Origin of the sequence: Pseudescherichia vulneris, assembly GCF_902164725.1 — a bacterium.
GTDB lineage: Bacteria > Pseudomonadota > Gammaproteobacteria > Enterobacterales > Enterobacteriaceae > Pseudescherichia > Pseudescherichia vulneris.
Map to the genome: position 1 here is coordinate 53995 of NZ_LR607338.1, position 25238 is coordinate 79232.

General features: G+C 52.8%; 44 protein-coding genes. 6 read left to right on the forward strand and 38 right to left on the reverse strand.

Annotation, left to right across the window (positions count from 1 at the left end):
* The first annotated feature begins 275 nt into the window (after window positions 1-275).
* The gene (locus tag FN633_RS00170) at window positions 276-836 is read left to right on the forward strand and encodes a gamma carbonic anhydrase family protein (RefSeq protein WP_154056345.1); all 561 of its coding nucleotides are present in this window, start codon (window positions 276-278) and stop codon (window positions 834-836) included.
* Here the strand turns inward: FN633_RS00170 and FN633_RS00175 are convergent.
* The 6 genes from FN633_RS00175 to dprA are packed head-to-tail and all read right to left on the reverse strand — an operon-like array spanning window position 812 to window position 4603.
* A complete protein-coding gene (locus FN633_RS00175; RefSeq protein WP_154056346.1) occupies window positions 812-1069 on the reverse strand; it encodes a DUF1488 family protein in 258 nt (85 codons plus the stop codon). The two genes, FN633_RS00170 and FN633_RS00175, sit on opposite strands and share 25 nt — an antisense overlap.
* Window positions 1066-1884, reverse strand: coding sequence for a shikimate dehydrogenase (gene aroE, locus FN633_RS00180; RefSeq protein ID WP_154056347.1), 819 nt, complete (start codon window positions 1882-1884; stop codon window positions 1066-1068). Before aroE ends, FN633_RS00175 begins: the two co-directional genes overlap by 4 nt.
* Before the next feature lie 3 nt (window positions 1885-1887).
* Window positions 1888-2460, reverse strand: coding sequence for an L-threonylcarbamoyladenylate synthase type 1 TsaC (gene tsaC / locus FN633_RS00185; RefSeq protein WP_154056348.1), 573 nt, complete (start codon window positions 2458-2460; stop codon window positions 1888-1890).
* Complete coding sequence (locus FN633_RS00190) at window positions 2453-3007, reverse strand: DNA topoisomerase family protein (RefSeq protein WP_042395980.1); 555 nt, start codon at window positions 3005-3007, stop codon at window positions 2453-2455. Before FN633_RS00190 ends, tsaC begins: the two co-directional genes overlap by 8 nt.
* Before the next feature lie 26 nt (window positions 3008-3033).
* Window positions 3034-3507, reverse strand: coding sequence for a DUF494 family protein Smg (smg, locus tag FN633_RS00195; RefSeq protein WP_042395982.1), 474 nt, complete (start codon window positions 3505-3507; stop codon window positions 3034-3036).
* Window positions 3479-4603: a DNA-protecting protein DprA gene (dprA, locus tag FN633_RS00200; protein WP_154056349.1), complete on the reverse strand. Its 1125-nt coding sequence runs from the start codon at window positions 4601-4603 to the stop codon at window positions 3479-3481. The genes smg and dprA overlap by 29 nt, the downstream gene beginning before the upstream one ends.
* Window positions 4604-4732: 129 nt before the next feature.
* Here dprA and def point away from each other — a divergent pair, with 129 nt between their 5' ends.
* The 5 genes from def (at window position 4733) to mscL (ending at window position 9434) form a co-directional block, all read left to right on the forward strand.
* The gene (def, locus tag FN633_RS00205) at window positions 4733-5242 is read left to right on the forward strand and encodes a peptide deformylase (RefSeq protein WP_042395985.1); all 510 of its coding nucleotides are present in this window, start codon (window positions 4733-4735) and stop codon (window positions 5240-5242) included.
* Between the two features lie 20 nt (window positions 5243-5262).
* On the forward strand, window positions 5263-6210 hold the full coding sequence (gene fmt / locus FN633_RS00210) for a methionyl-tRNA formyltransferase (RefSeq protein WP_154056350.1): 948 nt from the start codon (window positions 5263-5265) through the stop codon (window positions 6208-6210).
* 52 nt (window positions 6211-6262) lie between these two features.
* Window positions 6263-7552 carry a 16S rRNA (cytosine(967)-C(5))-methyltransferase RsmB gene (rsmB, locus tag FN633_RS00215; protein ID WP_154056351.1) on the forward strand — a complete coding sequence of 430 codons (1290 nt, stop codon included), beginning with the start codon at window positions 6263-6265 and terminating at the stop codon, window positions 7550-7552.
* Between the two features lie 22 nt (window positions 7553-7574).
* Window positions 7575-8951, forward strand: coding sequence for a Trk system potassium transporter TrkA (trkA, locus tag FN633_RS00220; RefSeq protein ID WP_154056352.1), 1377 nt, complete (start codon window positions 7575-7577; stop codon window positions 8949-8951).
* A gap of 69 nt (window positions 8952-9020) precedes the next feature.
* Entirely contained in the window at window positions 9021-9434 is a 414-nt protein-coding gene (gene mscL / locus FN633_RS00225) for a large-conductance mechanosensitive channel protein MscL (protein WP_103821898.1), read from the forward strand.
* Window positions 9435-9488: 54 nt separating this feature from the next.
* Here mscL and zntR read toward each other — a convergent pair whose 3' ends face one another.
* From zntR to bfd, 32 genes are all read right to left on the reverse strand, one after another.
* A complete protein-coding gene (zntR, locus tag FN633_RS00230; RefSeq protein WP_154056353.1) occupies window positions 9489-9920 on the reverse strand; it encodes a Zn(2+)-responsive transcriptional regulator in 432 nt (143 codons plus the stop codon).
* 2 nt (window positions 9921-9922) lie between these two features.
* Entirely contained in the window at window positions 9923-10291 is a 369-nt protein-coding gene (locus FN633_RS00235; RefSeq protein ID WP_154056354.1) for a DnaJ family domain-containing protein, read from the reverse strand.
* Window positions 10292-10403: 112 nt separating this feature from the next.
* The gene (rplQ, locus tag FN633_RS00240) at window positions 10404-10790 is read right to left on the reverse strand and encodes a 50S ribosomal protein L17 (RefSeq protein WP_042395993.1); all 387 of its coding nucleotides are present in this window, start codon (window positions 10788-10790) and stop codon (window positions 10404-10406) included.
* Window positions 10791-10830: 40 nt separating this feature from the next.
* The gene (locus FN633_RS00245) at window positions 10831-11820 is read right to left on the reverse strand and encodes a DNA-directed RNA polymerase subunit alpha (protein ID WP_034461761.1); all 990 of its coding nucleotides are present in this window, start codon (window positions 11818-11820) and stop codon (window positions 10831-10833) included.
* Between the two features lie 25 nt (window positions 11821-11845).
* Window positions 11846-12466 carry a 30S ribosomal protein S4 gene (rpsD, locus tag FN633_RS00250; protein ID WP_021265666.1) on the reverse strand — a complete coding sequence of 207 codons (621 nt, stop codon included), beginning with the start codon at window positions 12464-12466 and terminating at the stop codon, window positions 11846-11848.
* 33 nt (window positions 12467-12499) lie between these two features.
* Window positions 12500-12889 (reverse strand): 30S ribosomal protein S11, encoded by a 390-nt coding sequence (gene rpsK / locus FN633_RS00255; RefSeq protein ID WP_034899652.1) that lies wholly within the window; start codon window positions 12887-12889, stop codon window positions 12500-12502.
* 18 nt (window positions 12890-12907) lie between these two features.
* Window positions 12908-13264 (reverse strand): 30S ribosomal protein S13, encoded by a 357-nt coding sequence (gene rpsM, locus FN633_RS00260; protein WP_042396003.1) that lies wholly within the window; start codon window positions 13262-13264, stop codon window positions 12908-12910.
* A 146-nt stretch (window positions 13265-13410) separates the two neighbouring features.
* Complete coding sequence (rpmJ, locus tag FN633_RS00265) at window positions 13411-13527, reverse strand: 50S ribosomal protein L36 (RefSeq protein WP_000868187.1); 117 nt, start codon at window positions 13525-13527, stop codon at window positions 13411-13413.
* A 30-nt stretch (window positions 13528-13557) separates the two neighbouring features.
* A complete protein-coding gene (gene secY / locus FN633_RS00270; protein WP_042396006.1) occupies window positions 13558-14889 on the reverse strand; it encodes a preprotein translocase subunit SecY in 1332 nt (443 codons plus the stop codon).
* A gap of 7 nt (window positions 14890-14896) precedes the next feature.
* Window positions 14897-15331, reverse strand: coding sequence for a 50S ribosomal protein L15 (gene rplO, locus FN633_RS00275; RefSeq protein ID WP_039076819.1), 435 nt, complete (start codon window positions 15329-15331; stop codon window positions 14897-14899).
* 3 nt (window positions 15332-15334) lie between these two features.
* Window positions 15335-15514: a 50S ribosomal protein L30 gene (gene rpmD, locus FN633_RS00280; protein ID WP_103821895.1), complete on the reverse strand. Its 180-nt coding sequence runs from the start codon at window positions 15512-15514 to the stop codon at window positions 15335-15337.
* 3 nt (window positions 15515-15517) lie between these two features.
* Complete coding sequence (gene rpsE, locus FN633_RS00285; RefSeq protein ID WP_042396015.1) at window positions 15518-16021, reverse strand: 30S ribosomal protein S5; 504 nt, start codon at window positions 16019-16021, stop codon at window positions 15518-15520.
* Window positions 16022-16035: 14 nt separating this feature from the next.
* Entirely contained in the window at window positions 16036-16389 is a 354-nt protein-coding gene (gene rplR / locus FN633_RS00290; RefSeq protein WP_042396018.1) for a 50S ribosomal protein L18, read from the reverse strand.
* A gap of 9 nt (window positions 16390-16398) precedes the next feature.
* Window positions 16399-16932 (reverse strand): 50S ribosomal protein L6, encoded by a 534-nt coding sequence (gene rplF / locus FN633_RS00295; protein WP_042396022.1) that lies wholly within the window; start codon window positions 16930-16932, stop codon window positions 16399-16401.
* Window positions 16933-16944: 12 nt separating this feature from the next.
* Window positions 16945-17337, reverse strand: coding sequence for a 30S ribosomal protein S8 (gene rpsH, locus FN633_RS00300; RefSeq protein ID WP_042396027.1), 393 nt, complete (start codon window positions 17335-17337; stop codon window positions 16945-16947).
* A gap of 33 nt (window positions 17338-17370) precedes the next feature.
* Window positions 17371-17676 carry a 30S ribosomal protein S14 gene (gene rpsN / locus FN633_RS00305; RefSeq protein ID WP_042396030.1) on the reverse strand — a complete coding sequence of 102 codons (306 nt, stop codon included), beginning with the start codon at window positions 17674-17676 and terminating at the stop codon, window positions 17371-17373.
* Window positions 17677-17690: 14 nt separating this feature from the next.
* Window positions 17691-18230 (reverse strand): 50S ribosomal protein L5, encoded by a 540-nt coding sequence (rplE, locus tag FN633_RS00310; protein ID WP_154056355.1) that lies wholly within the window; start codon window positions 18228-18230, stop codon window positions 17691-17693.
* A gap of 14 nt (window positions 18231-18244) precedes the next feature.
* On the reverse strand, window positions 18245-18559 hold the full coding sequence (gene rplX / locus FN633_RS00315) for a 50S ribosomal protein L24 (protein ID WP_042396035.1): 315 nt from the start codon (window positions 18557-18559) through the stop codon (window positions 18245-18247).
* Between the two features lie 10 nt (window positions 18560-18569).
* The gene (rplN, locus tag FN633_RS00320) at window positions 18570-18941 is read right to left on the reverse strand and encodes a 50S ribosomal protein L14 (RefSeq protein ID WP_000613954.1); all 372 of its coding nucleotides are present in this window, start codon (window positions 18939-18941) and stop codon (window positions 18570-18572) included.
* 163 nt (window positions 18942-19104) lie between these two features.
* Window positions 19105-19359, reverse strand: coding sequence for a 30S ribosomal protein S17 (rpsQ, locus tag FN633_RS00325; RefSeq protein ID WP_006178921.1), 255 nt, complete (start codon window positions 19357-19359; stop codon window positions 19105-19107).
* Entirely contained in the window at window positions 19359-19550 is a 192-nt protein-coding gene (rpmC, locus tag FN633_RS00330; protein WP_000644742.1) for a 50S ribosomal protein L29, read from the reverse strand. The genes rpsQ and rpmC overlap by 1 nt, the downstream gene beginning before the upstream one ends.
* The gene (gene rplP / locus FN633_RS00335) at window positions 19550-19960 is read right to left on the reverse strand and encodes a 50S ribosomal protein L16 (protein ID WP_004926449.1); all 411 of its coding nucleotides are present in this window, start codon (window positions 19958-19960) and stop codon (window positions 19550-19552) included. The genes rpmC and rplP overlap by 1 nt, the downstream gene beginning before the upstream one ends.
* An 11-nt stretch (window positions 19961-19971) precedes the next feature.
* A complete protein-coding gene (rpsC, locus tag FN633_RS00340; RefSeq protein WP_006817277.1) occupies window positions 19972-20670 on the reverse strand; it encodes a 30S ribosomal protein S3 in 699 nt (232 codons plus the stop codon).
* 17 nt (window positions 20671-20687) lie between these two features.
* Window positions 20688-21020 carry a 50S ribosomal protein L22 gene (gene rplV, locus FN633_RS00345; protein WP_002919773.1) on the reverse strand — a complete coding sequence of 111 codons (333 nt, stop codon included), beginning with the start codon at window positions 21018-21020 and terminating at the stop codon, window positions 20688-20690.
* A 14-nt stretch (window positions 21021-21034) separates the two neighbouring features.
* Window positions 21035-21313 (reverse strand): 30S ribosomal protein S19, encoded by a 279-nt coding sequence (gene rpsS, locus FN633_RS00350; protein WP_001138115.1) that lies wholly within the window; start codon window positions 21311-21313, stop codon window positions 21035-21037.
* 16 nt (window positions 21314-21329) lie between these two features.
* Window positions 21330-22151, reverse strand: a complete 822-nt coding sequence (gene rplB, locus FN633_RS00355; protein ID WP_021265682.1) for a 50S ribosomal protein L2 — start codon at window positions 22149-22151, stop codon at window positions 21330-21332.
* Between the two features lie 17 nt (window positions 22152-22168).
* Window positions 22169-22471, reverse strand: coding sequence for a 50S ribosomal protein L23 (rplW, locus tag FN633_RS00360; protein WP_000617546.1), 303 nt, complete (start codon window positions 22469-22471; stop codon window positions 22169-22171).
* Window positions 22468-23073 carry a 50S ribosomal protein L4 gene (gene rplD, locus FN633_RS00365; RefSeq protein WP_042396046.1) on the reverse strand — a complete coding sequence of 202 codons (606 nt, stop codon included), beginning with the start codon at window positions 23071-23073 and terminating at the stop codon, window positions 22468-22470. Before rplD ends, rplW begins: the two co-directional genes overlap by 4 nt.
* Before the next feature lie 10 nt (window positions 23074-23083).
* Window positions 23084-23713: a 50S ribosomal protein L3 gene (gene rplC, locus FN633_RS00370; RefSeq protein ID WP_042396049.1), complete on the reverse strand. Its 630-nt coding sequence runs from the start codon at window positions 23711-23713 to the stop codon at window positions 23084-23086.
* A 32-nt stretch (window positions 23714-23745) separates the two neighbouring features.
* A complete protein-coding gene (gene rpsJ / locus FN633_RS00375; protein WP_001181005.1) occupies window positions 23746-24057 on the reverse strand; it encodes a 30S ribosomal protein S10 in 312 nt (103 codons plus the stop codon).
* Between the two features lie 299 nt (window positions 24058-24356).
* Window positions 24357-24836 carry a bacterioferritin gene (gene bfr, locus FN633_RS00380; protein WP_021265641.1) on the reverse strand — a complete coding sequence of 160 codons (480 nt, stop codon included), beginning with the start codon at window positions 24834-24836 and terminating at the stop codon, window positions 24357-24359.
* Window positions 24837-24906: 70 nt separating this feature from the next.
* Window positions 24907-25101, reverse strand: a complete 195-nt coding sequence (gene bfd, locus FN633_RS00385; RefSeq protein WP_021265642.1) for a bacterioferritin-associated ferredoxin — start codon at window positions 25099-25101, stop codon at window positions 24907-24909.
* Between the last annotated feature and the right edge of the window lie 137 nt (window positions 25102-25238).

Here is a 25238-nt window from a genome sequence, read left to right on the forward strand (position 1 = left end):
TCAGAGTCAACCCTCAATTTCAGGATTTTTTCTCTTCAACCGGACCGGCTGTTTCCGTGAAGTGATTCACGTTTGCCGTTTCGATGGAGGCGCATTATAGGGATCCCATTTTTTTGCACAAGCCTTTTTTGGATCTTTTTTACCGACCGTCGATTTTTCACACTTTCTGCTGGGATCCTGTGCGATCTGCTTAAATTTTGGCGGATAAAGGGCTTGCGCCGGGCCTCTAAAGCTACCAAAGTCATCTCTATAACTTCTGTTTTGACGAGGTACCTATGTCTGCTGCTCTACGTTCTTATAAAGATCTCTACCCTAAAATAGGTCAACGCGTGATGGTTGATGCCACCAGCGTCGTGATCGGCGATGTAAGAGTGGCCGATGACGTCGGCATCTGGCCGCTGGTTGCGATCCGAGGCGATGTGAATTACGTGCAGATTGGTGCCCGTAGCAATATTCAGGATGGCAGCGTGCTGCATGTAACCCATAAATCGTCCTATAACCCGGACGGTAATCCGCTCATTATTGGTGAAGACGTGACGGTAGGGCATAAAGTGATGCTGCACGGCTGCACGGTGGGTAACAGAGTGCTGGTCGGTATGGGATCTATTTTACTGGATGGCGTGGTGGTAGAGGATGACGTCATGATTGGGGCCGGTAGCCTGGTACCGCAAAATAAGCGGCTGGCGAGCGGCTTTCTCTATTTAGGCAGTCCGGTTAAACAGATCCGCCCCCTGACGGAGGCGGAGATCGAGGGGCTGAAGTACTCCGCCAATAACTATGTGAAATGGAAAGACGACTATCTGGATCAGGCTCATGAGAGCCACACCCAGCCCTGATCGTCCTCCAGCTGCTGTTGGATCAGCTGCTCGGCCTCCTCTTCCAGATCCCAGCGATACTCCTGAAAAAGCGCCAGCCACTCGGCTGGCGTCTCGCCGCCGAACCGGTTTGCCAGCATTTCGGCTTTAATCGCACAGCTAAGCTGCATGCCATTAACCAGCGCCGGGAAGCAGACGGCCTGCAGTTCGTCATGCCACGCTTCCCGATCGGGAAAGTGAATCGCCTGGTTCACTCGGCTAGCTCCTGCTTGAGGCGCTCAATCACCGGTGCGGTTTCCGGGAGCACGCCATGCCAAAGCAGTACCGCATGAGCAGCCTGTGCCACCAGCATACCCAACCCATCCGCACGCTGTTTTGCACCATGCTGTTCACACCAGCGGAGAAACGGCGTCTCTCCCTTCTGGTAGAACATGTCATAGCAGTGGCTATGGCTATCTATCAGGGAGTCAGGGATCTGCGGCGTTTCCCCAGTGATGCCGCTAGACGTAGCGTTGATAATAAGATCAAATTCGTGCCCGGCCAGATCCTTCATCGCTACGGCGCTAACGCTACCGGTATGGGCGAATAGGGTTGCCAGCTCTTCGGCACGTGCGAACGTCCGGTTAGTTATGGTGACCGCACAGTCGAGAGAGAGCAGCGGCAGCAGCACGCCGCGTGATGCGCCGCCTGCGCCAATCAGCAGGATGCGAAAGCCGGGCTTAATAAAACCTAGCCGCTGCAGATCGCTGAGCAGGCCAATGCCGTCGGTGTTATCCCCCAGCAGACGGCCATCATCAAGACGCTTGAGCGTATTAACCGCACCGGCCAGCGCCGCGCGCTCCGTCAGCTCATCCGCCCGGGCAAAGGCTTCTTCTTTAAAGGGGACGGTAACGTTAGCCCCCTTGCCACCCGCAGCGAAAAAGGCATTTAGCGTCGCAATAAAATCATCAACGGGAGCCAGAACGCGCCCGTAAGGGTGAGTAATCTGTAGCTGCTGAGCGAACTGCTGATGAATAAACGGCGATTTGCTGTGTGCAATAGGATTACCAAAAACGGCATAGGTCTCCATAGATCACCCCTGGCGAAAACGTTCGCCGGTCAATGCGTCACGAATTTCAGACGGATTTTCACGCCCGCCTGTTTCACCTTCTAGAACCGGGAACGCGTCGCCAAACTGCGCGCGCACCTCCTCGGTTGTCCGGCACGGCGGCAGCCCGGTGAGATTAGCGCTGGTAGAGACCAGCGGTTTGCCGTAGGTCTTACACAGCTCCACCACCAGCGGATGATCGGTAACCCGTACGGCCAGGGAGTCAAAGCGCCCGGTCAGCCAGCGCGGCGTTGTCGTTTTTGCCGGGAACACAAAGGTCACCGGCCCAGGCCAGCAGGCAAATACGGCTTCTCGCTGGGCATCATTCAACGCCTGCTCATCTATATAAGGTTTCAGCTGCTCAAAGCTGGCAGCGATGAGGATCAATCCCTTCTCTACCGGGCGCTGTTTTAATACAAGCAGGCGGTTAACCGCCGTTTCACTGTCGGGGTCGCAGCCGACGCCAAAAACGGCTTCGGTTGGATAGGCGATGACGTCTTCTCTATTCAGTACCGCTACCGCATCCGCGATAGCGCCTGAAGGCAGGTTCTTATTCACTGTTCTTTTCCGCCGTGACCGGCTTTCCACATTGTTTACTGGCACAGAAGCATTTAACGCCCTGCGCGGTTTTCTTCTCTATAAGTAGCGGGTAGTGACACGTCGGGCACTCGCCTGCTACCGGTTTAAAATTGATCACGAACTGGCACTCCGGATAGCGATCGCAGGAGTGGAAGGTTTTGCCATAGCGTGAACGTCGCTGGACGAGGGTGCCCTGCTTACACTGGGGACAGGTAATGGCAGTGTCGTCGGGTTTATCGATTGTTTCCGTATGTGCGCATTCCGGGTATTGGCTACAGCCAATAAACATACCGAAGCGTCCCTGGCGAAGCACCAGCACCGACTGGCAAAGCGGGCACAGCTGCCCCTCCAGAACCTTGACGATATGTCCGTCGGCCTGGCTTTTCAGGGAGCGGACATAATCACATTCAGGATAGTGGGAACAACCGAGAAACGGCCCGCGTTTCCCGGTCCGAATAACAAGCGGAGCCCCGCACTGCGGGCAGGGCTCTTGATTAGACACCGAAAACAGTGCTGATTTGGCCATAACAACTCTTGATGCTGCGACGATAATTAGTGCAGCATACCTTCATTCACTTCAAAGAGTAATTCTTCCATCTGCTGATAGGCATTTTCACACCCTGGGATATTGAAGAGCACCATCAGGATGACCCACTTGAGATCCTCCAGCTCGAACTCTGCCGTATCCAGCGCCAGCACGCGCTCAATCACCATTTCTCGTGTTTCGAGGTTTAGCACCTGAATCTGCTCGAGGAATAACAGGAAACCCCGGCAGCTGGCATCCAGCCGTTCACACTCTTCTGCAGTATAAATACGCAGGGAGAGAGGGTCTGAGGCAAGCTGCATCGGTTCGGCGAGGCCTTCCTGATAGTCAGCAAGCTTCTCCAGCCACAGTAGCGCGTTGTAGATATCCTCACGGTCAAAACCGGCGTCAGTGAGGTCCCGTTCAAGTTTGTCCTGATCCACACGCAGTTCTGCTTCATTGTGGATATAAGTCTCAAACAAATACATTAGTACGTCGAACATGGCTTGCCCTCCTTAATCGGACATAGCCGCCGGGTACAGCTGCGATCCATCCTGCTAACTCCAGTTCGAGTAGCTGGGCCACAATCACTGGCACAGGTTGGCCGGCACGTTCAGCGACGACGTCAACAGGTGTTACCTCATCTCCTACGTTAGCCAGGAGCTCAGGAAATGGCAATGCCGCCGCTTGGTGTTCTGACGAATAAATTGGTTTTTCGCGTGCATTTTGTAGCCAGCGTAAACCAGGGTGTAGATTTTCGAGGATCTCCTCCGGGGTGGTGACCAGCGTCGCACCCTGCTGAATCAGCCAGTGAGGGCCTTCGCTACCGGGGCTACCCAACGCGCCGGGCAGCGCAAAGACGTCCCGCCCCTGATCCATTGCGCAGCGGGCGGTCACCAGGGAGCCGCTACGCAGAGCAGCCTCCACCACCAGCACGCCCTGGCTAAGACCGCTGATAATGCGGTTACGCCGGGGAAAGTTACCCGGTCTGGGCAGCGCTGCCAGCGGAAACTCTGACACCAGCGCGCCACCGGCATCAATAAGCTGCGCCGCCAGGGCAGCATGTCGCCGGGGATAGACCTGTTGCAGACCGTTACCCAGCACCGCAAGGCTCTTGCCGCTGCCGCGCAGCGCGCTGCGATGGGCAATCCCGTCAATGCCTAACGCCAGTCCGCTGGTAATCGTTAAGCCGTATGCCGCGAGGTGTTCGCAAAAATGGCGTCCCCAGCGCTCGCCATACCATGAGTTTGCTCGGCTACCCACCACGGCCAGCTGCGGGGTGGTGAGCAGGTTGACATCCCCCTTCACAAATAGCGCCCCGGGAAAATCGGCAACGGCGCGCAGCGCTGGCGGGTAACCCGCATCGCTTGCCAGCAGCAGGTGATGCCCAGGCAGCGCCAGCCACGCAAGCGTGCTATCGATATCACGGGTAGAGACAGCGAAAAACCGCACGCTCTGTTTTGCCGTCAGCCCCGCGAGCGAAAGCACTTTTGCGTCGGGATGGGGGTGAGATGCTAAAAATTGTGCGACCTCCAGCATCCGTTCGCCGTAGAGCTCGCCAAGGTGGATCAGACGCAGCCAAATCTCTGTCAAAGTCATCCTTGTCCCTTGCCACACGGGGCGGTTGCAATCTTTACGATTGGTCACTGATGCTGTCAATCGGAGGGGGATTTGTCTAGAATAGAGGTAACGATCTTTTCAACTCCTGAACACAACTCCTGGGTATTTATGTCAGTTTTGCACGTGTTACATATTCCGGACGAGCGGCTTCGCAAAGTCGCTGCGCCGGTAAAAGAAGTAAATGCAGAAATTCAGCGCATCGTTGATGATATGTTTGAAACGATGTACGCCGAAGAGGGTATTGGCCTTGCCGCCACGCAGGTTGATATCCACCAGCGTATTATTGTTATCGACGTCTCTGAAAACCGCGACGAGCAGCTGGTGCTCATTAACCCAGAACTGCTGGAAAAGAGCGGTGAGACCGGTATTGAAGAGGGTTGTCTGTCAATCCCCGAGCAGCGCGCGCTGGTTCCACGGGCGGAAAAAGTAAAAATTCGCGCCCTCGATCGCGAAGGTAAATCTTTTGAGCTGGAAGCCGATGGCCTGCTGGCTATCTGCATTCAGCATGAAATGGATCACCTGGTCGGCAAACTGTTTATCGACTACCTGTCGCCGATGAAGCGTCAGCGCATTCGCCAGAAAGTGGAAAAACTGGACCGCCTGAACGGGCGTGCATAACCGAAGCCAAAAGGATCAACGTGTCGGATTCATTACGTATTATTTTTGCCGGTACGCCTGACTTTGCCGCGCGTCATCTCGACGCGCTGCTGTCATCTGGACACCAGGTGGTTGGCGTCTTTACCCAGCCAGACAGGCCCGCCGGACGTGGTAAAAAACTGATGCCGGGTCCGGTAAAGGTGCTGGCTGAAGCGAAAGGCTTACCTGTCTTTCAGCCCGTCTCTCTGCGCCCGCAGGAAAATCAGCAGCTGGTTGCCGATCTCAACGCTGACGTCATGGTCGTCGTTGCCTATGGCTTAATTCTGCCGAAGGCGGTACTTGATATGCCGCGCCTCGGCTGCATTAACGTTCATGGTTCGCTGCTGCCGCGCTGGCGCGGGGCGGCTCCCATCCAGCGTTCGCTGTGGGCAGGCGATGCCGAAACGGGCGTTACCATTATGCAGATGGACGTGGGGCTGGACACCGGCGATATGCTTTACAAGCTTGCCTGTCCGATTACCGCCGACGATACCAGCGCCTCGCTCTACGATAAGCTTGCCGGGCTTGGCCCGCAGGGATTAATCGAAACCCTGGCCCAGTTGAAGCAGGGCAGTGCCCAGCCACAGGTACAGGATGAGGCGCTCGTTACCTACGCTGAAAAGCTCAGCAAAGAGGAAGCGCGCATCGACTGGTCGCTCTCTGCGGCGCAGCTTGAGCGTTGCATCCGGGCCTTTAATCCATGGCCGATGAGCTGGCTGGAGATCGACGAGCAGCCGGTGAAAGTCTGGAAGGCATCGGTGATTAACCAGCAGACCCACGCCGAGCCTGGCACGATTGTTGATGCTAATAAACAGGGTATTCAGGTTGCGACCGCCGACGGCATTCTGAATCTGGAGTCGCTGCAGCCGGCAGGTAAAAAAGCGATGAGCGCGCAGGATCTCCTGAACTCCCGTCGCGAATGGTTTATTCCCGGCCACCGTCTGGCCTGACGGCCCCTACCTTTAACGCCCGGTGTTGCCGGGCATTTTTATTTTTGCGGTTATGAAAAAAACAATCAATTTACGCAGCATGGCAGCGCAGGCCATCGAACAGGTTGTTGAGCAGGGGCAGTCGCTAAGTAACGTCCTCCCTGCCCTGCAACAGAAAGTATCGGATAAAGATAAAGCACTGCTCCAGGAGCTGTGCTTCGGCGTGCTGCGCACGCTCTCCCAAATGGAATGGCTCATCAATAAGCTGATGTCCCGTCCGATGACCGGCAAGCAGCGCACCCTTCACTATCTGATCATGGTTGGGTTTTATCAGCTGCTCTATACCCGTGTTCCGCCGCACGCTGCATTAGCAGAAACGGTAGAGGGGGCGGTAGCGATTAAGCGTCCGCAGCTCAAAGGCCTGATCAACGGCGTGCTGCGCCAGTTCCAGCGTCAACAGGAGCCGCTGCTGGCGGAATTTGCCACTAGCGAAAGCCGTTTTTTACACCCTGGCTGGCTGCTTAAGCGTCTGCAAAAAGCCTACCCGCAGCAGTGGGAGAGTATCGTTGAGGCTAACAACCTGCGTCCGCCGATGTGGCTACGCGTGAACCGCAACCACCACTCTCGCGATGCCTGGCTGGCGCTGCTGGAGGCCTCCGGTCAGCAGGGTTTTCCTCATAGCGTCTATCCCGATGCCGTGCGTCTCGCCTCCCCTGCCCCGGTGCAGGCCCTGCCTGGCTTCGATCAGGGCTGGGTGACGGTACAGGACGCCTCAGCCCAGGGCTGCATGAATTTTCTGCAGCCGCAGAACGGCGAGCAGATCCTCGATCTCTGTGCCGCACCGGGGGGTAAAACAACCCATATCCTGGAAGTGGCTCCTGAAGCCAACGTGCTGGCGGTTGACGTTGACGAGCAGCGCCTCTCCCGCGTCTACGATAACCTGAAGCGCTTGGGGATGAAGGCGCAGGTTAAGCAGGGCGACGGTCGTTTCCCTGCCCAGTGGTGCGGTGACCAGCAGTTCGATAGTATTCTCCTTGATGCCCCCTGCTCGGCGACCGGGGTGATCCGCCGCCATCCGGATATCAAGTGGCTGCGCCGCGATCGTGATATCCCGGAGCTGGTCCAGCTGCAGTCCGCTATTCTGGATGCCATCTGGCCGCACCTGAAACCGGGCGGTACCCTGGTGTATGCCACCTGCTCCGTTCTCCCGGAGGAGAACAGCCTGCAGATTGCCGAGTTCCTCAAGCGTACACCGGATGCGCAGCTGAGCGGTACGGGTACGCCAGCGCAGCCGGGTCAGCAAAATCTTCCCGGCGCGGAAGAAGGTGACGGCTTCTATTACGCTAAGCTAATCAAACAGTGATTGAGATGACGGGTCGCAGCTGATGAAGATAATCATTCTGGGTGCAGGACAGGTTGGCGGCACGCTGGCCGAAAACCTGGTCGGTGAAAACAATGACATTACCGTTGTTGATATCAATGGCGATCGCCTGCACATGTTGCAGGATAAATTTGACCTGCGAGTTGTTCAGGGTCACGGTTCGCACCCTCGCGTTTTGCGCGAGGCGGGAGCTGACGATGCGGATATGCTCGTTGCCGTCACTAGCTCCGATGAAACCAACATGGTTGCCTGCCAGGTCGCCTACTCGCTGTTTAATACGCCGAACCGCATCGCGCGTATTCGCGCGCCTGACTACGTACGCGATGCAGATAAGCTATTTAATACTGATGCCGTACCTATCGATCATCTGATCGCGCCCGAGCAGTTGGTCATCGATAGCATCTATCGCCTGATTGAGTACCCTGGTGCATTGCAGGTCGTTAACTTTGCCGAAGGTAAAGTGAGCCTTGCGGTAGTGAAAGCCTACTACGGCGGTCCGCTGGTAGGTAACGCCCTTTCGATTATGCGCGAGCATATGCCGCATATCGACACCCGGGTTGCGGCCATCTTCCGTCACGACAGGCCGATCCGCCCGCAGGGATCGACCATTGTTGAAGCTGGCGATGAGGTATTTTTCATCGCCGCATCACAGCATATTCGTGCAGTCATGAGCGAGCTCCAGCGTCTGGAAAAACCCTACAAGCGCATTATGCTGGTGGGCGGCGGCAACATTGGCGCAGGGCTGGCAAGCCGGCTGGAGAAAGACTACAGCGTTAAGTTGATCGAACGCGATCAGCGCCGGGCGGCGGATCTCGCCGAGAAGCTGCAAAATACGATCGTCTTCTACGGTGATGCGTCGGATCAGGAGCTGCTGGCGGAAGAGCATATTGATCAGGTGGATCTTTTCATTGCCGTCACCAACGACGATGAAGCCAACATTATGTCCGCCATGCTGGCCAAGCGTATGGGGGCGAAAAAAGTGATGGTGCTGATCCAGCGCCGCGCCTATGTTGACCTCGTGCAGGGCAGCGTCATTGATATCGCCATCTCACCGCAGGAGGCGACGATCTCTGCACTACTGAGCCACGTGCGCAAGGCAGATATCGTGGGCGTATCCTCTCTACGCCGGGGCGTTGCCGAGGCGATCGAGGCCGTGGCGCACGGTGATGAGAGCACCTCCCGCGTGGTAGGTCGAGTGATTGATGAGATCAAGCTGCCGCCGGGAACGATCATCGGGGCGGTTGTGCGCGGGAACGACGTCATGATTGCTAACGATAATTTACGTATTGAGCAGGGCGATCACGTCATTATGTTCCTGACGGATAAAAAGTTTATTACCGATGTAGAACGGTTGTTCCAACCCAGCCCGTTCTTCCTGTAATAGTCCAGGAAATGGAAATTAAAGAGACCTTTGTTAGACTTAGTGGGTCTTTGGCATAAGGAGAATCAAATGAGTTTGTTAAAAGAGTTTCGCGCTTTCGCCATGCGCGGCAACGTTATCGATCTGGCCGTCGGGGTCATCATTGGTGCGGCGTTCGGTAAAATTGTCTCGTCACTGGTTGCCGATATCATTATGCCTCCCCTCGGCCTGCTGATCGGCGGCGTCGATTTTAAACAGTTCGCGTGGACGCTGCGTCCAGCTCAGGGTGACCTTCCGGCTGTTGTTATGCACTACGGCGTGTTCATTCAGAACATTTTCGATTTTCTGATCGTGGCGTTTGCGATCTTTATGGCGATTAAGCTGATTAACCGGCTTCATCAGAAGAAAAAAGAAGAACCCAAAGCGCCACCGGCACCCTCTAAAGAGGAGTTGCTGCTGACCGAGATCCGCGATCTGCTTAAAGAGCAGAACGGCCGTCCTTAACAGAAAGTCAGCGGCAAAGGTGAATAACGCTTTTGCCGCTGGCCTTTAACAGTATTAACACCCTTTCTCGCCTGCACACTTTATTCCGCCCTGCTCCAGCGCTTCCAAAATCGAACAGTAAACGCTGCTATGAGCCGTGCCGCAGCAGGCGTCATTAAGTCGCTGAAGGGAGCGGCGCATCACCTGCAACTCTTCAATGCGGGCTTCAACCTCGCTTAGACGAGACTGAACAATGCTTTTTGACTCCTGACAGGTATGGTGCTCGGGATCGATACGGATCGACAGCAGCTCGCGGATCGATTCCAGGGTAAACCCTAGCTGCCGCGCATGACGAATAAACTTCAGCCGCTGAAGATCGCCGTCGGTATACAGACGGAAACCGCCCTGGGTTCGCACCTCATGATCCATCATCTGCTGCTTTTCATAATAGCGAACGGTATCAGGCGTCACTTCCGCGAGCTTTGCCAGCTCTCCAATTCGATACATCGCTACTCCTCGCCCATTTTTTTCATCAGCTTGTCGGCATACTCACCGCGCAAAAAGTCAGTGCTTAAGCCAGCCTGGCGCAGCTGGAGTTCAAGCAGGGCTAATCTACGGCTGAGCTCGTGGTAGTCAGGATGATCCCGCTGTACCGTTTTTAACAGATCGGCTAGCGCCATGGCCTCTTTACGCTGGGCCAGCTCCGGGGGTAAACAACCGGCATTCTTCAGGAGCCGGTAACCCGCCCGCAGCTCAGGGGGGACATGCGCGTCATCGTCAAGACGCAGCGGCTCACCGCTACCGGGAAGATTATCAAACTCACCTTGTTGCTGGGCATCACGGATATGGCGTTCTGCCCACTGATCGAGTAACCACATAGTCGACTCCGGGGGATGAACGTAGGTTCAGGGCTATTTTAGCAGGACGAGGAGGGAGAGATGAGAGAAATAAAAAAACCCGCCGAAGCGGGTCTTTTTATGTTGCTACAGATTACTCTGCAGCAGCTTCTGCTTGCGATTCAGAACGATCAACCAGCTCGATGTAAGCCATCGGAGCGTTGTCGCCTGCACGGAAGCCACACTTCAGAATGCGAGTGTAACCACCGGCACGGCTCGCGAAACGCGGGCCCAGTTCGTTAAACAGTTTTGCCACGATCTCGTTATCACGAGTACGGGCGAATGCCAGACGACGATTAGCTACGCTATCAGTCTTGGCAAGAGTAATCAGCGGCTCAACTACGCGGCGCAGCTCTTTCGCTTTAGGCAGGGTCGTCTTGATGATCTCATGACGAACCAGTGAACCTGCCATATTGCGGAACATAGCCTGGCGATGGCTGCTGTTGCGGTTCAGTTGACGACCACTCTTACGATGGCGCATGACCTTATCCTTCTCAGTAAAACCTTAACCTGTGATCCGGTTACTCGTCAGCAATGCTTGCCGGCGGCCAGTTTTCCAGGCGCATGCCCAGAGACAGACCACGTGAGGCCAGCACGTCTTTAATCTCGGTAAGAGATTTTTTACCCAGGTTAGGCGTTTTAAGTAGCTCAACCTCGGTACGCTGTACCAGATCACCGATATAGTGGATAGCTTCTGCTTTAAGGCAGTTAGCAGAGCGGACAGTCAATTCCAGATCGTCAACAGGGCGCAGCAGGATCGGATCGAATTCTGGTTTCTCTTCTTTCACTTCCGGCTGACGTACATCACGTAAGTCAACGAAAGCTTCCAGTTGTTCTGCCAGGATGGTTGCCGCACGACGAATCGCCTCTTCAGGATCGATTGTGCCGTTGGTTTCCATTTCGATGACCAGCTTGTCCAGGTCGGTACGCTGCTCTACACGCGCTGCTTCAACATTGTAGGCAATACGCTCTACAGGGCTATAGCATGCGTCAACCAGCAGACGGCCAATTGGGCGCTCATCTTCTTCCGAATGAATTCGGGCAGAAGCCGGCACATAACCACGACCGCGCTGAACTTTGATACGCATGCTAATAGATGCGTTCTCATCGGTCAGGTGGCAGATCACGTGCTGCGGCTTGACGATTTCGACATCACCGTCGTGGGTGATGTCGGCTGCAGTCACAGGGCCAATGCCAGATTTATTCAGGGTAAGAATAACATCATCTTTACCTTGAACTCTCACCGCCAGCCCTTTCAGGTTGAGCAGGATCTCCAGGATATCTTCCTGAACGCCTTCTTTGGTGCTGTACTCATGTAGTACACCATCAATCTCAACCTCGGTCACCGCACAACCCGGCATCGATGAGAGCAGAATACGGCGCAGTGCGTTACCCAGAGTATGGCCAAAGCCACGCTCTAAAGGCTCAAGGGTCACCTTGGCGTGCGTCGAACTCACTTGCTCGATATCTACCAGGCGCGGTTTTAGAAACTCTGTCACAGAACCCTGCATTGTGTCCTCTCTTTGGTACTAAGCTTTACTTGGAGTAAAGCTCGACGATCAGGTGTTCGTTAATGTCCGCAGACAGATCAGAACGCTCAGGCTTGCGCTTGTACGTACCTTCCATCTTGCCAGCATCAACTTCCAGCCAGGTTGGCTTTTCACGCTGCTCAGCCAACTCCAGAGCGGCCTTCACGCGAGATTGCTTTTTGGCTTTCTCACGGATGCTAACTACGTCATTCGGAGTTACCTGATAAGAAGCGATGTTAACAACGCGGCCGTTTACCATGATTGCTTTATGGCTAACGAGCTGACGTGCTTCCGCGCGAGTTGCGCCAAAGCCCATACGGTATACTACGTTGTCCAGACGACCTTCGAGCAGAGCCAGCAGGTTTTCACCCGTGTTGCCTTTCAGACGAGCTGCTTCTTTATAGTAGTTACGGAACTGACGCTCCAGAACACCGTACATACGGCGAACTTTCTGCTTTTCACGCAACTGTACACCATAGTCAGACAGACGCGGTTTACGCGCACCGTGCTGGCCAGGAGCTTGTTCAATTTTACACTTGGTATCGATCGCGCGAACGCCAGACTTAAGGAATAAGTCGGTGCCCTCACGACGGCTCAGCTTGAGCTTAGGACCCAAATATCTTGCCATTTTCTTTCTCCAACAAACCTGGAAACGACAGCGTTATACGCGGCGTTTTTTCGGCGGACGACAACCGTTATGAGGGATCGGAGTCACATCAGTAATATTAGTGATGCGGAAACCAGCGGCGTTCAGAGCACGAATAGTAGATTCGCGGCCTGGACCCGGACCTTTAACCATAACTTCCAGATTCTTGATACCGTATTCTTTTACGGCGTCAGCGCAACGCTCTGCTGCAACCTGAGCTGCGAACGGAGTAGATTTGCGAGAACCACGGAAACCGGAACCACCGGCTGTTGCCCAACCCAGCGCATTACCCTGACGATCGGTAATAGTTACGATGGTGTTGTTAAAAGAAGCATGGACATGAGCCACGCCGTCAGAGACTTGTTTTCTTACACGCTTACGTGCACGAACTGGTGCCTTTGCCATTTTATTCAATCACCCCGATTATTTCTTGATCGGTTTGCGCGGACCCTTACGGGTACGTGCGTTGGTCTTAGTACGCTGACCGCGCACTGGCAGACCACGACGATGACGCAAACCGCGGTAGCAACCAAGATCCATAAGGCGCTTGATGCTCATGCTAACTTCACGGCGCAGATCACCTTCAACGACAAATTTGGCAACTTCGTCACGCAGCGTGTCGATTTGTTCTTCAGACAGCTCACTGATCTTAACATCTTCAGCGATACCCGCAGAAGCCAGAATGGCTTTAGAACGGGTCTTGCCGACACCGTAGATCGACGTTAATGCGATTACGGCGTGTTTCTGATCAGGAATGTTAATGCCTGCTATACGGGCCACTATGCACTCCTACTATTTAATATGTACGCCCCATGCTGAAAAGCCCGTTTTCAGGATACTCAAATGGAAACGTACAGACATACAAAAGATTGGCTGGCTAATCTAGCCAGCTCAACCCAACTTTGCAAGAAAAATATGCGAAATAATCAGCCTTGGCGCTGTTTATGCTTCGGCTCGGCACTGCAAATCACACGGATGACGCCATCACGCTTAACGATTTTGCAGTTACGGCATAATTTCTTGACGGAAGCACGAACTTTCATTTTTACTCTCCGTAACTTCTCGAGCGACCTTTAGCGGCTATAGCCTTTCAGGTTCGCCTTCTTCAATGCAGACTCATACTGACTCGACATCATCAGAGTTTGCACTTGAGCCATAAAGTCCATAATCACGACAACAACGATGAGCAGTGAGGTTCCACCGAAGTAGAACGGTACTTTCATTGCATCACGCATGAACTCCGGGATCAGGCAGATAAAGGTAATGTAGAGCGCACCGACCAGAGTCAGGCGGGTCATTACTTTATCGATGTACTTCGCCGTCTGTTCTCCCGGACGAATTCCTGGTACAAATGCACCGGACTTCTTCAGGTTATCTGCTGTTTCACGCGGGTTGAAAACCAACGCCGTGTAGAAGAAACAGAAGAAGATGATTGCAGTCGCATAGAGTAACACATAAAGCGGTTGCCCAGGCTGCAAATACAGCGAAATTGTTGTCAGCCAGTTCCAACCAGTACCATTTCCGAACCATGACGCGATGGTCGCTGGGAACAGAATAATACTGGAAGCGAAGATTGCCGGGATTACCCCCGCCATATTCACTTTCAGCGGTAAATGTGTGCTCTGTGCAGCATAGACACGACGACCCTGCTGGCGTTTCGCGTAGTTTACCACAATGCGGCGTTGACCACGTTCAACAAACACAACAAAGAACGTCACTGCAAATACTAATACTGCAACCAACAGCAACAGGAGGAAGTGCAGGTCGCCTTGACGCGCTTGCTCGATCGTATGGGCAATGGCTGGCGGGAGTCCCGCAACGATACCAGCGAAGATAATGATCGAGATACCGTTACCGATACCACGTTCAGTAATCTGTTCGCCGAGCCACATCAGGAACATAGTTCCTGTGACCAGACTTACAACAGCGGTGAAATAGAATGCAAAGCCTGGATTCATTACCAGGCCCTGCATACCAGGCATATTCGGTAGACCGGTAGCAATACCGATCGACTGGAATATTGCCAGCACCAGAGTGCCGTAACGGGTGTACTGGCTGATCTTACGACGACCAGACTCCCCTTCTTTCTTCAGCTCTGCCAGCGGTGGGTAAACCACCGTCAGCAGCTGGACAATAATAGAGGCCGAAATATACGGCATAATGCCCAACGCAAAGATTGAAGCTCGGCTGAGAGCACCACCAGAGAACATGTTAAACATCTCAATGATGGTGCCTCGCTGTTGCTCAAGCAGTTTGGCAAGTACAGCGGCATCAATACCAGGGATCGGAATAAAAGAGCCAATACGGAACACAATCAGCGCACCGATTACAAACAGCAGTCTGCGTTTCAGCTCGCCTAAGCCACCTTTGGCACTTTGAAAATCTAATCCCGGTTGTTTAGCCATCTGCTACTTATTCCTCGATTTTACCGCCAGCAGCTTCGATAGCAGCACGAGCGCCTTTAGTAACACGCAGGCCACGAACAGTTACCGGAGTAGAAACTTCACCAGACAGGATCACTTTCGCGAACTCGATCTGGATACCGATAATGTTTGCCGCTTTCAGCGTGTTCAGGTCAACTACGTCGCCTTCTACTTTAGCCAGATCGGACAGACGAACTTCTGCCGTGATCATTGCTTTACGCGAAGTGAAACCGAATTTCGGCAGACGACGGTACAGAGGCATCTGACCACCCTCGAAACCGCGACGTACGCCACCGCCAGAACGAGAGTTCTGACCTTTGTGACCACGACCACCGGTTTTACCGAGGCCAGAACCGATACCACGACCCAGGCGTTTACCCGCCTTTTTAGAGCCTTCGGCCGGAGACAGAGTATTTAAACGCATCTCTTACTCCTCAACTTTAACCATGAAGGAAATCGCGTTAACCATACCACGAACAGCGGGAGTATCCTCGCGTTCTACGGTGTGGCCAATACGACGCAGACCCAGGCCAAGCAGCGTTGCCTTGTGTTTCGGCAGACGACCGATTGCACTGCGGGTTTGAGTAATTTTAATAGTCTTTGCCATGGCTTATTTCCCCAGAATTTCTTCAACGGATTTACCACGCTTGGCAGCGACCATTTCTGGAGAATTCATATTTTCCAGGCCGTCGATAGTTGCACGAACCACGTTGATCGGGTTGGTGGAACCATAGGCTTTAGCCAGAACGTTATGAACCCCAGCGACTTCCAGAACGGCGCGCATTGCACCACCGGCGATGATACCGGTACCTTCTGAAGCCGGCTGCATGAATACACGAGAACCCGTGTGCACACCTTTAACCGGGTGCTGCAGGGTGCCGTGGTTCAGCGCGACGTTAATCATGTTGCGACGGGCTTTTTCCATCGCTTTCTGGATCGCTGCTGGAACTTCACGCGCTTTACCGTAACCAAAACCAACGCGACCGTTACCATCACCTACTACAGTCAGAGCTGTGAAGGAGAAAATACGACCACCTTTTACGGTTTTAGATACGCGGTTAACCGCGATCAGCTTTTCCTGCAGTTCGCCAGCTTGTTTTTCGATGTGAGACATCTTACACCTCTACCTTAGAACTGAAGGCCAGCTTCACGGGCAGCATCTGCCAGTGCCTGGACACGACCATGATATTGGAACCCGGAACGGTCAAAAGAAACATCTTTGATGCCTTTTTCCAGAGCGCGTTCTGCAACAGCTTTACCCACAGCTGCAGCGGCGTCTTTGTTTCCGGTGAACTTCAGTTGTTCAGCGATAGCTTTTTCTACAGTAGAAGCAGCTACCAGAACTTCAGAACCATTCGGAGCAATTACCTGTGCGTAAATATGACGCGGGGTACGATGTACCACCAGGCGAGTTGCACCCAGCTCCTGGAGCTTGCGGCGTGCGCGGGTCGCACGACGGATACGAGCAGATTTCTTATCCATAGTGTTACCTTACTTCTTCTTAGCCTCTTTGGTACGCACGACTTCGTCGGCGTAACGAACACCCTTGCCTTTATAAGGCTCAGGACGACGGTAGGCGCGCAGATCTGCTGCAACCTGACCGATCATCTGCTTATCAGCGCCTTTCAGCACGATTTCAGTTTGAGTCGGACATTCTGCGGTGATCCCCGCTGGCAGCTGATGCTCAACAGGATGCGAGAAACCCAGAGACAGGTTTACTGCATTCCCTTTGACTGCTGCACGATAACCTACACCAACCAGCTGCAGCTTCTTAGTGAAGCCTTCGGTAACACCGATAACCATTGAATTCAGCAGGGCACGCGCGGTACCAGCCTGAGCCCAACCATCTACGTAACCATCACGCGGACCGAAGGTCAGTGCATTATCTGCATGATTCACTTCAACAGCATCGTTGAGAGTACGAGTCAGCTCGCCGTTTTTACCTTTGATCGTAATAACCTGACCGTTGATTTTTACATCAACGCCGGCAGGAACAACGACCGGTGCTTTAGCAACACGAGACATTTTTTCCTCCGATTAGGCTACGTAGCAGATAATTTCGCCACCAAGACCAGCTTGGCGCGCTGCACGATCAGTCATAACACCTTTAGAGGTAGAAACAACTGCGATACCCAGACCCGCCATAACTTTCGGCAGCTCATCTTTTTTCTTATAGATGCGCAGACCTGGGCGGCTGACACGCTGAATGCTTTCTACAACAGCTTTGCCCTGGAAGTACTTAAGTGTCACTTCCAGTTCAGGCTTGGTGTCGCCTTCAACTTTAAATTCTTCAATAAAACCTTCTTCCTTCAGCACGTTGGCAATTGCCACTTTCAGCTTGGAGGAAGGCATGGTGACCGCAGCTTTGTTCGCGGCCTGACCGTTACGGATACGGGTCAGCATATCCGCGATCGGATCTTGCATGCTCATCTGTCTTTACTCCCGTGATTCAATTGGTGACAATTACCAGCTAGCCTTTTTAAGACCCGGGATTTCACCGCGCATAGCGGCTTCACGGACCTTAATACGGCTCAACCCGAACTTCCGCAGGAAAGCGTGCGGACGACCAGTTTGACGGCAGCGGTTACGCTGACGAGACGGGCTGGAATCACGCGGCAGAGTCTGCAGCTTCAGAACTGCATTCCAACGATCTTCGTCGGAAGCGTTCACATCAGAGATGATAGCTTTCAGTTCAGCGCGTTTAGCGAAGAATTTATCAGCTAAAGCTACGCGCTTTACTTCGCGTGCTTTCATTGATTGCTTAGCCATTAAGTAACCCTACCTTACTTGCGGAACGGGAAGTCAAAGGCAGCCAGCAGAGCACGGCCTTCTTCATCAGAATTCGCGGTAGTGGTGATGGTAATATCCAAACCACGTACACGATCGACTTTGTCGTAATCGATTTCTGGGAAGATGATCTGCTCACGGACACCCATGCTGTAGTTACCACGACCATCGAATGACTTAGCGGACAGGCCACGGAAGTCACGGATACGCGGTACAGCAATAGTGATCAGGCGCTCAAAGAACTCCCACATGCGTTCGCCACGCAGAGTTACTTTACAGCCGATCGGATAGCCCTGACGGATTTTGAAGCCTGCAACAGATTTGCGTGCTTTGGTGATAAACGGTTTTTGACCGGAGATTGCTGCCAGGTCAGCTACTGCGTTATCCAGCAGCTTCTTGTCAGCGATCGCTTCACCAACACCCATGTTCAGGGTGATCTTCTCGACCCGAGGGACTTGCATGACAGAATTGTAGCTAAACTCAGTCATGAGTTTGTTAACTACTTCGTCTTTGTAGTAATCATGCAGTTTCGCCATCGTACTACTCCAAATTACTTGATAGTTTCGCTGTTAGACTTGAAGAAACGGACTTTTTTGCCGTCTTCGAATCTAAAGCCTACACGGTCAGCCTTGCCGGTTGCCGCATTGAAGATTGCAACGTTAGAGATCTGAATAGCTGCTTCTTTCTCTACGATGCCACCTGGCTGGTTCAGAGCCGGAACCGGCTTCTGGTGTTTCTTGACCAGGTTGATACCTTCAACGACGATTTTGCCGGAAGACAGAACATTTTTTACTTTACCGCGCTTACCTTTATCTTTACCGGTTAACACGATAACTTCGTCATCACGACGGATTTTAGCTGCCATGATTCGCTCCTTAGAGTACTTCTGGTGCCAGAGAGATAATTTTCATGAACTTTTCATTACGAAGTTCACGAGTTACCGGCCCAAAAATACGCGTACCGATAGGCTGCTCACTGTTATTGTTTAAAATAACGCATGCATTACCATCGAAGCGAATGACAGAACCGTCCGGGCGACGAACACCCTTCTTGGTGCGCACCACTACCGCCTTCAGCACATCACCTTTTTTGACCTTACCACGCGGAATTGCTTCCTTGATGGTGATCTTGATGATGTCGCCTACGCCTGCGTAGCGACGGTGCGAGCCACCCAGAACCTTGATACACATTACGCGACGTGCACCGGAGTTGTCGGCGACGTTCAGCATAGTCTGTTCTTGGATCATTTCAGTGCTCCGCTAATGTCAACTACTACTTTGGGACCCAAAATCTCGGGTCATTAAAAAGCCCCATATCGAGGGCGCGGCATTATAACACCGCTTTCTGCGTATGGGTAGAAAAAATAAACGGTCCATTGCTGGACCGTCTATCTTGAGAGAGCGTACTGTATTACAGAACCGCTTTCTCTACAACGCGAACCAGCGTCCAGGACTTAGTCTTGGACAGTGGACGGCATTCACGGATTTCAACCTTGTCGCCGATACCACATTCGTTGTTCTCGTCATGTACGTGCAGCTTGGTCGTACGCTTGATGAATTTACCGTAGATCGGGTGTTTCACAAAACGTTCGATAGCAACAACCATGGATTTCTCCATTTTATCGCTAACGACGCGACCTTGCAGAGTACGGATTTTATCGGTCATTACGCACCCGCCTTCTCAGTCAGTAAAGTCTTAACGCGTGCGACGTCACGACGCACTTGCTTCAACAGGTGAGACTGTTGCAGCTGGCCACTTGCTGCCTGCATACGCAGGTTGAACTGCTCACGCAGCAGATTCAGCAGCTCGGTGTTCAGCTCTTCAACACTCTTCTCACGCAGCTCTTTTGCTTTCATTACATCACCGTCTTAGTTACAAAGGTGGTTTTAATCGGCAGTTTCGCTGCTGCCAGGCTGAATGCTTCACGGGCCAGCTCTTCAGGAACACCGTCCATTTCATACAGGACTTTACCTGGCTGAATCAAGGCAACCCAATACTCCACGTTACCTTTACCTTTACCCATACGAACTTCCAGCGGCTTCTCAGTGATCGGTTTGTCCGGGAATACACGGATCCAGATCTTACCTTGACGCTTAACTGCACGGGTCATTGCACGACGTGCTGCTTCGATCTGACGGGCAGTCAGACGACCACGGCCAACAGCTTTCAGACCGAAAGTGCCGAAGCTAACATCCGTACCCTGCGCCAGACCACGGTTGCGGCCTTTGTGCACTTTACGGAATTTTGTACGCTTTGGTTGTAACATAGCGACGCTCCTTATTTACGGCCTTTACGCTGCTGCTTTTTAGGTTGAGCAGCCGGTTCCGGTTGTTCAACAGCAGCCATACCACCCAGGATCTCACCTTTGAAGATCCATACCTTAACGCCGATTACACCATAGGTGGTGTGCGCTTCAGAGGTGTTGTAGTCGATGTCCGCACGCAGCGTGTGCAGCGGAACGCGACCTTCGCGGTACCATTCGGTACGTGCGATTTCCGCGCCGCCCAGACGGCCGCTAACTTCAACTTTGATACCTTTAGCGCCCAGACGCATTGCGTTCTGTACAGCACGCTTCATTGCACGGCGGAACATCACACGACGCTCCAGCTGTGAAGTGATGCTGTCAGCAACCAGTTTTGCGTCCAGTTCAGGCTTACGCACTTCGGCGATGTTGATCTGTGCAGGAACGCCAGCGATATCCGCTACGACCTTGCGCAGTTTTTCTACGTCTTCGCCTTTCTTACCGATAACGATACCCGGGCGAGCGGTGTGAATGGTCACACGGATGCTCTTAGCCGGACGCTCGATAACGATACGAGATACAGACGCTTTAGCCAGTTCCTTAGTCAGGTACTGACGTACTTTAAAATCGCTGTCCAGGTTGTCAGCGAATTCTTTGGTGTTCGCAAACCAGGTTGAGTTCCATGGTTTTACAATACCCAGGCGAATACCATTAGGATGTACTTTCTGACCCATTGCTAGTCTCCAGAGTCTCAGCGATCGGACACAACCACAGTGATGTGGCTGGTGCGCTTCAGGATGCGATCTGCACGACCTTTCGCACGCGGCATAATGCGCTTCATGCTCGGGCCTTCGTCTACGAAAATTTTCGCAACTTTCAGATCGTCAATGTCAGCGCCATCGTTGTGTTCAGCGTTAGCAATGGCAGATTCCAGTACCTTCTTAACCAATACCGCAGCTTTCTTGTTGGTATAGGTCAGGATGTCCAGGGCCTGCGACACTTTCTTACCGCGAATCAGGTCAGCAACAAGGCGAACCTTCTGAGCAGAAGAACGAGCATGGCGATGTTGAGCTAAAGTTTCCATCTCTTCCTCCTACCTTATTTCTTCTTCGCTTTTTTATCAGCAGCGTGGCCGCGATAAGTACGAGTCGGTGCGAATTCACCCAGTTTGTGACCAACCATTTCGTCGGAAACAAAGACTGGAACGTGCTGACGACCATTATGGACAGCGATGGTCAAACCGATCATGTTAGGAAAGATCGTTGAACGACGGGACCAAGTGCGCAGGGGCTTCTTGTCTCCGCTTTCCACCGCTTTCTCTACCTTCTTCAGCAAGTGCAGGTCAATAAAAGGACCTTTCTTGAGAGAACGTGGCATGGCTTATCCTCTAAAATTATTTGCTACGGCGACGTACGATAAATTTATCAGTACGCTTGTTGCTGCGGGTCTTCTTACCTTTGGTCTGAACGCCCCACGGAGTTACCGGGTGCTTACCAAAGTTACGACCTTCACCACCACCATGTGGGTGGTCGACTGGGTTCATCGCAGTACCGCGAACGGTAGGACGAACACCACGCCAGCGTGCAGCACCTGCTTTACCCAGAACGCGCAGCATATGCTCAGCATTGCCAACTTCGCCCAGAGTAGCGCGGCAGTCTGCTTCGACTTTACGCATTTCACCAGAACGCAGACGCAGGGTGACATAAGCACCGTCGCGCGCAACGATCTGAACGTAAGTACCAGCAGAACGCGCCAGCTGACCGCCTTTACCTGGTTTCATTTCTACGTTATGAACGGTAGAACCAACCGGGATGTTGCGCATCGGCAGGGTGTTACCCGCTTTGATTGCAGCATCAACGCCAGACTGAATCTGGTCGCCAGCTTTCAGGCCTTTAGGGGCCAGGATGTAACGGCGTTCGCCATCTTTGTACAGAACCAGCGCGATGTTCGCGGAGCGGTTCGGATCGTACTCAAGACGTTCAACAGTCGCTGGGATACCGTCTTTGTTGCGTTTGAAGTCAACAATACGATAAGCCTGCTTATGGCCACCACCGATGTGACGGGTGGTGATACGACCATTGTTGTTACGACCACCGGATTTGCTGTTTTTTTCAACCAGCGGAGCAAAAGGTTTGCCCTTATGCAGCTCAGGGTTAACCACTTTAACAACGTGGCGACGACCCGGAGATGTCGGTTTACACTTAACAACTGCCATTGTATTACTCCTCCGACTTACTCAGCGCCGCCAACGAAGTCCAGGTTCTGGCCTTCTTTCAGGGTGACGTAAGCTTTTTTCCAGTCGCTACGACGACCGATACGCTGTCCGTGACGTTTAACTTTCCCTTTAACAACCAGGGTGTTAACGACTTCGACTTCGACTTCAAACAGTTTCTGCACAGCAGCTTTGATCTCTGCTTTAGTCGCGTCTTTAGCAACTTTGAGCACGATGGTATTGGTTTTTTCCATCGCAGTAGACGCTTTTTCAGAAACGTGCGGCGCACGAAGCACCTTCAGCAGACGTTCTTCACGAATCATGCCAGCATCTCCTCAACTTGCTTAACAGCCTCAGCAGTCATTACGACTTTGTCGAAGGCGATCAGGCTAACCGGGTCGATACCTGCTGCGTCACGTACGTCAACCTTGTGCAGGTTACGTGCGGCCAGGAACAGGTTCTCGTCCAGCTCACCGGTGATGATCAGCACATCTTCCAGAGCCATGTCTTTCAGTTTCTGAGCCAGAAGCTTGGTTTTCGGCGCTTCCAGAGAGAACTGCTCGACAACGATCAGACGATCCTGACGTACCAGCTCGGACAGAATGCTTTTCAGCGCGCCGCGGTACATCTTTTTGTTAACTTTTTGACTGTGGTCCTGCGGACGCGCAGCGAAGGTCACGCCACCTGAACGCCAGATCGGGCTCTTAACAGAACCTGAACGCGCACGGCCGGTACCTTTCTGACGCCACGGCTTTTTGCCGGAACCAGTTACTTCAGCACGAGTCTTCTGAGCACGAGTACCCTGACGAGCACCAGCTGCATAAGCAACAACAACCTGGTGAACCAGCGCTTCGTTGAAATCACGACCGAAGGTAGTTTCGGAAACAGTCAGCGCGCTTTGCGCGTCTTTCAATACTAATTCCATTGCTATCCCCTTACGCCTTCACAGCTGGTTTAACGATCAGGTCGCAACCGGTCGCACCCGGAACACCACCTTTAACCAGCAGCAGGTTGCGCTCAGCGTCAACACGTACTACGTCCAGGCTCTGAACAGTTACACGCTCGTTGCCCAGCTGACCTGCCATCTTCTTGCCTTTGAACACTTTGCCCGGAGTCTGGTTCTGACCGATAGAACCCGGAACGCGGTGAGACAAGGAGTTACCGTGAGTCGCGTCCTGGGTACGGAAGTTCCAGCGCTTAACGGTACCGGCGAAACCTTTACCTTTAGAGGTACCGGTTACGTCAACTTTTTTAACGTCAGCAAACAGCTCAACGCTAATGTCCTGACCTACGGTGTATTCTTCGCCTTCAGCAAGACGGAATTCCCACAGACCACGGCCAGCTTCAACGCCAGCTTTAGCAAAGTGACCTGCTTCAGGCTTGGTTACACGGTTAGCTTTTTTAGCACCGGTAGTGACCTGAACGGCACGGTAGCCGTCGTTAGCCAGATCTTTGATCTGAGTAACGCGGTTTGCTTCAACTTCGATTACGGTTACTGGGATAGAAACGCCATCTTCAGTGAAGATGCGGGTCATACCCACTTTTTTACCGACTAAACCAATCATTGTATCAACCTCTCAATCGCTCGATGACCTGATTAACCCAGGCTGATCTGCACGTCTACACCGGCAGCCAGGTCCAGACGCATCAGAGCATCAACGGTTTTCTCGGTTGGCTCAACGATGTCAACCAGACGCTTGTGAGTGCGAATTTCGTACTGATCGCGCGCGTCTTTGTTAACGTGCGGAGAGATCAGAACGGTAAAGCGCTCTTTGCGGGTCGGCAGCGGGATCGGACCACGAACCTGCGCACCAGTGCGCTTGGCAGTCTCGACGATTTCCGCGGTTGATTGATCGATCAGACGATGATCAAACGCTTTAAGACGGATACGGATTCTTTGGTTCTGCATGAGACCAGAGCTCCAATTATTTATAGACGAAATAGTTACTCCTCAAACCCATTACGATTGATGGGAGAGTGTAACCGTTCTTACAGAGTTCCCCAATTGGGAACATTGTCTGGTATCGCTTACGCAGTACCGGTGGTTCATATCGAACCGCTGTCTATATTAGACAAGCCCGCGCATTATACGTAAAACTGGCGTTAACGCAAGGGTCGTGTAGAAAATAAGCACCAGATAGAAAAAAACCCGCCGCCGTTAGCCGGCCGCGGGTTCGATTATGCGGGAGTATGCGTTGTATGGTGCGGCTACTTCGCCTGCTCTCTGAGCTGAGACTGAAGGTAGTTCTGCAGACCGATTTTTGCTATCAGGTCTAGCTCGGTCTCCAGCCAGTCGATGTGCCCCTCTTCATCCGCGAGGATCTCAATCATCATATCGCGGCTGACGTAGTCGTGAACGCTGTCGGCATAGGCGATAGCCTCACGCAGATCTTTAGCACCCTCAAGTTCCAGGTTCAGGTCAGAGCGCAGCATCTCCTCTACGTCCTCACCGATCCCCAGCTTGCCGAGGTCCTGCAGGTTTGGAATGCCTTCGAGAAAGAGAATACGCTCGATGTACTTATCGGCGTGCTTCATCTCATCTATGGATTCGTGATATTCGACGTCGTTGAGGCGGGTAAGGCCCCAGTTTTTGAACATACGGGCATGAAGAAAATACTGATTGATTGCGACAAGCTCATTTCCCAATAATTTATTGAGATAACTTATGATTCTGACATCACCTTTCATTATTAGTCCCTCCGCTTCCACTAAGTGAAGCGTAGATGGCGCTACCGGGATGTCAAAAAAAGATTTTCGCTTATGCGATCTCCTGGTATTCAGGAATTTGCATCAGCTCGTTCTGCATAATCTCGCGGGCCGCGCGAACGCACTTGCCGCACTGGTTCCCTACCGGGATAAACTTACGCAGCTGCTGAAAGGATTGGGGGCGGAACTGGCGCACGGCCTGGCGAATTGTTTTATCACTTACCCCATTACACAGACAGACGTACATAATCACTCCCGTTCAATTTATGCGCAGAGTGTAAATGAGAATAGTTATGATTACAATAGCAGAGAGCTGAAAGCAGAACGTAAAAAAGGACGCCGAAGCGTCCTTTTTTTATTCAGAGATAATAAATTATTAGCTCA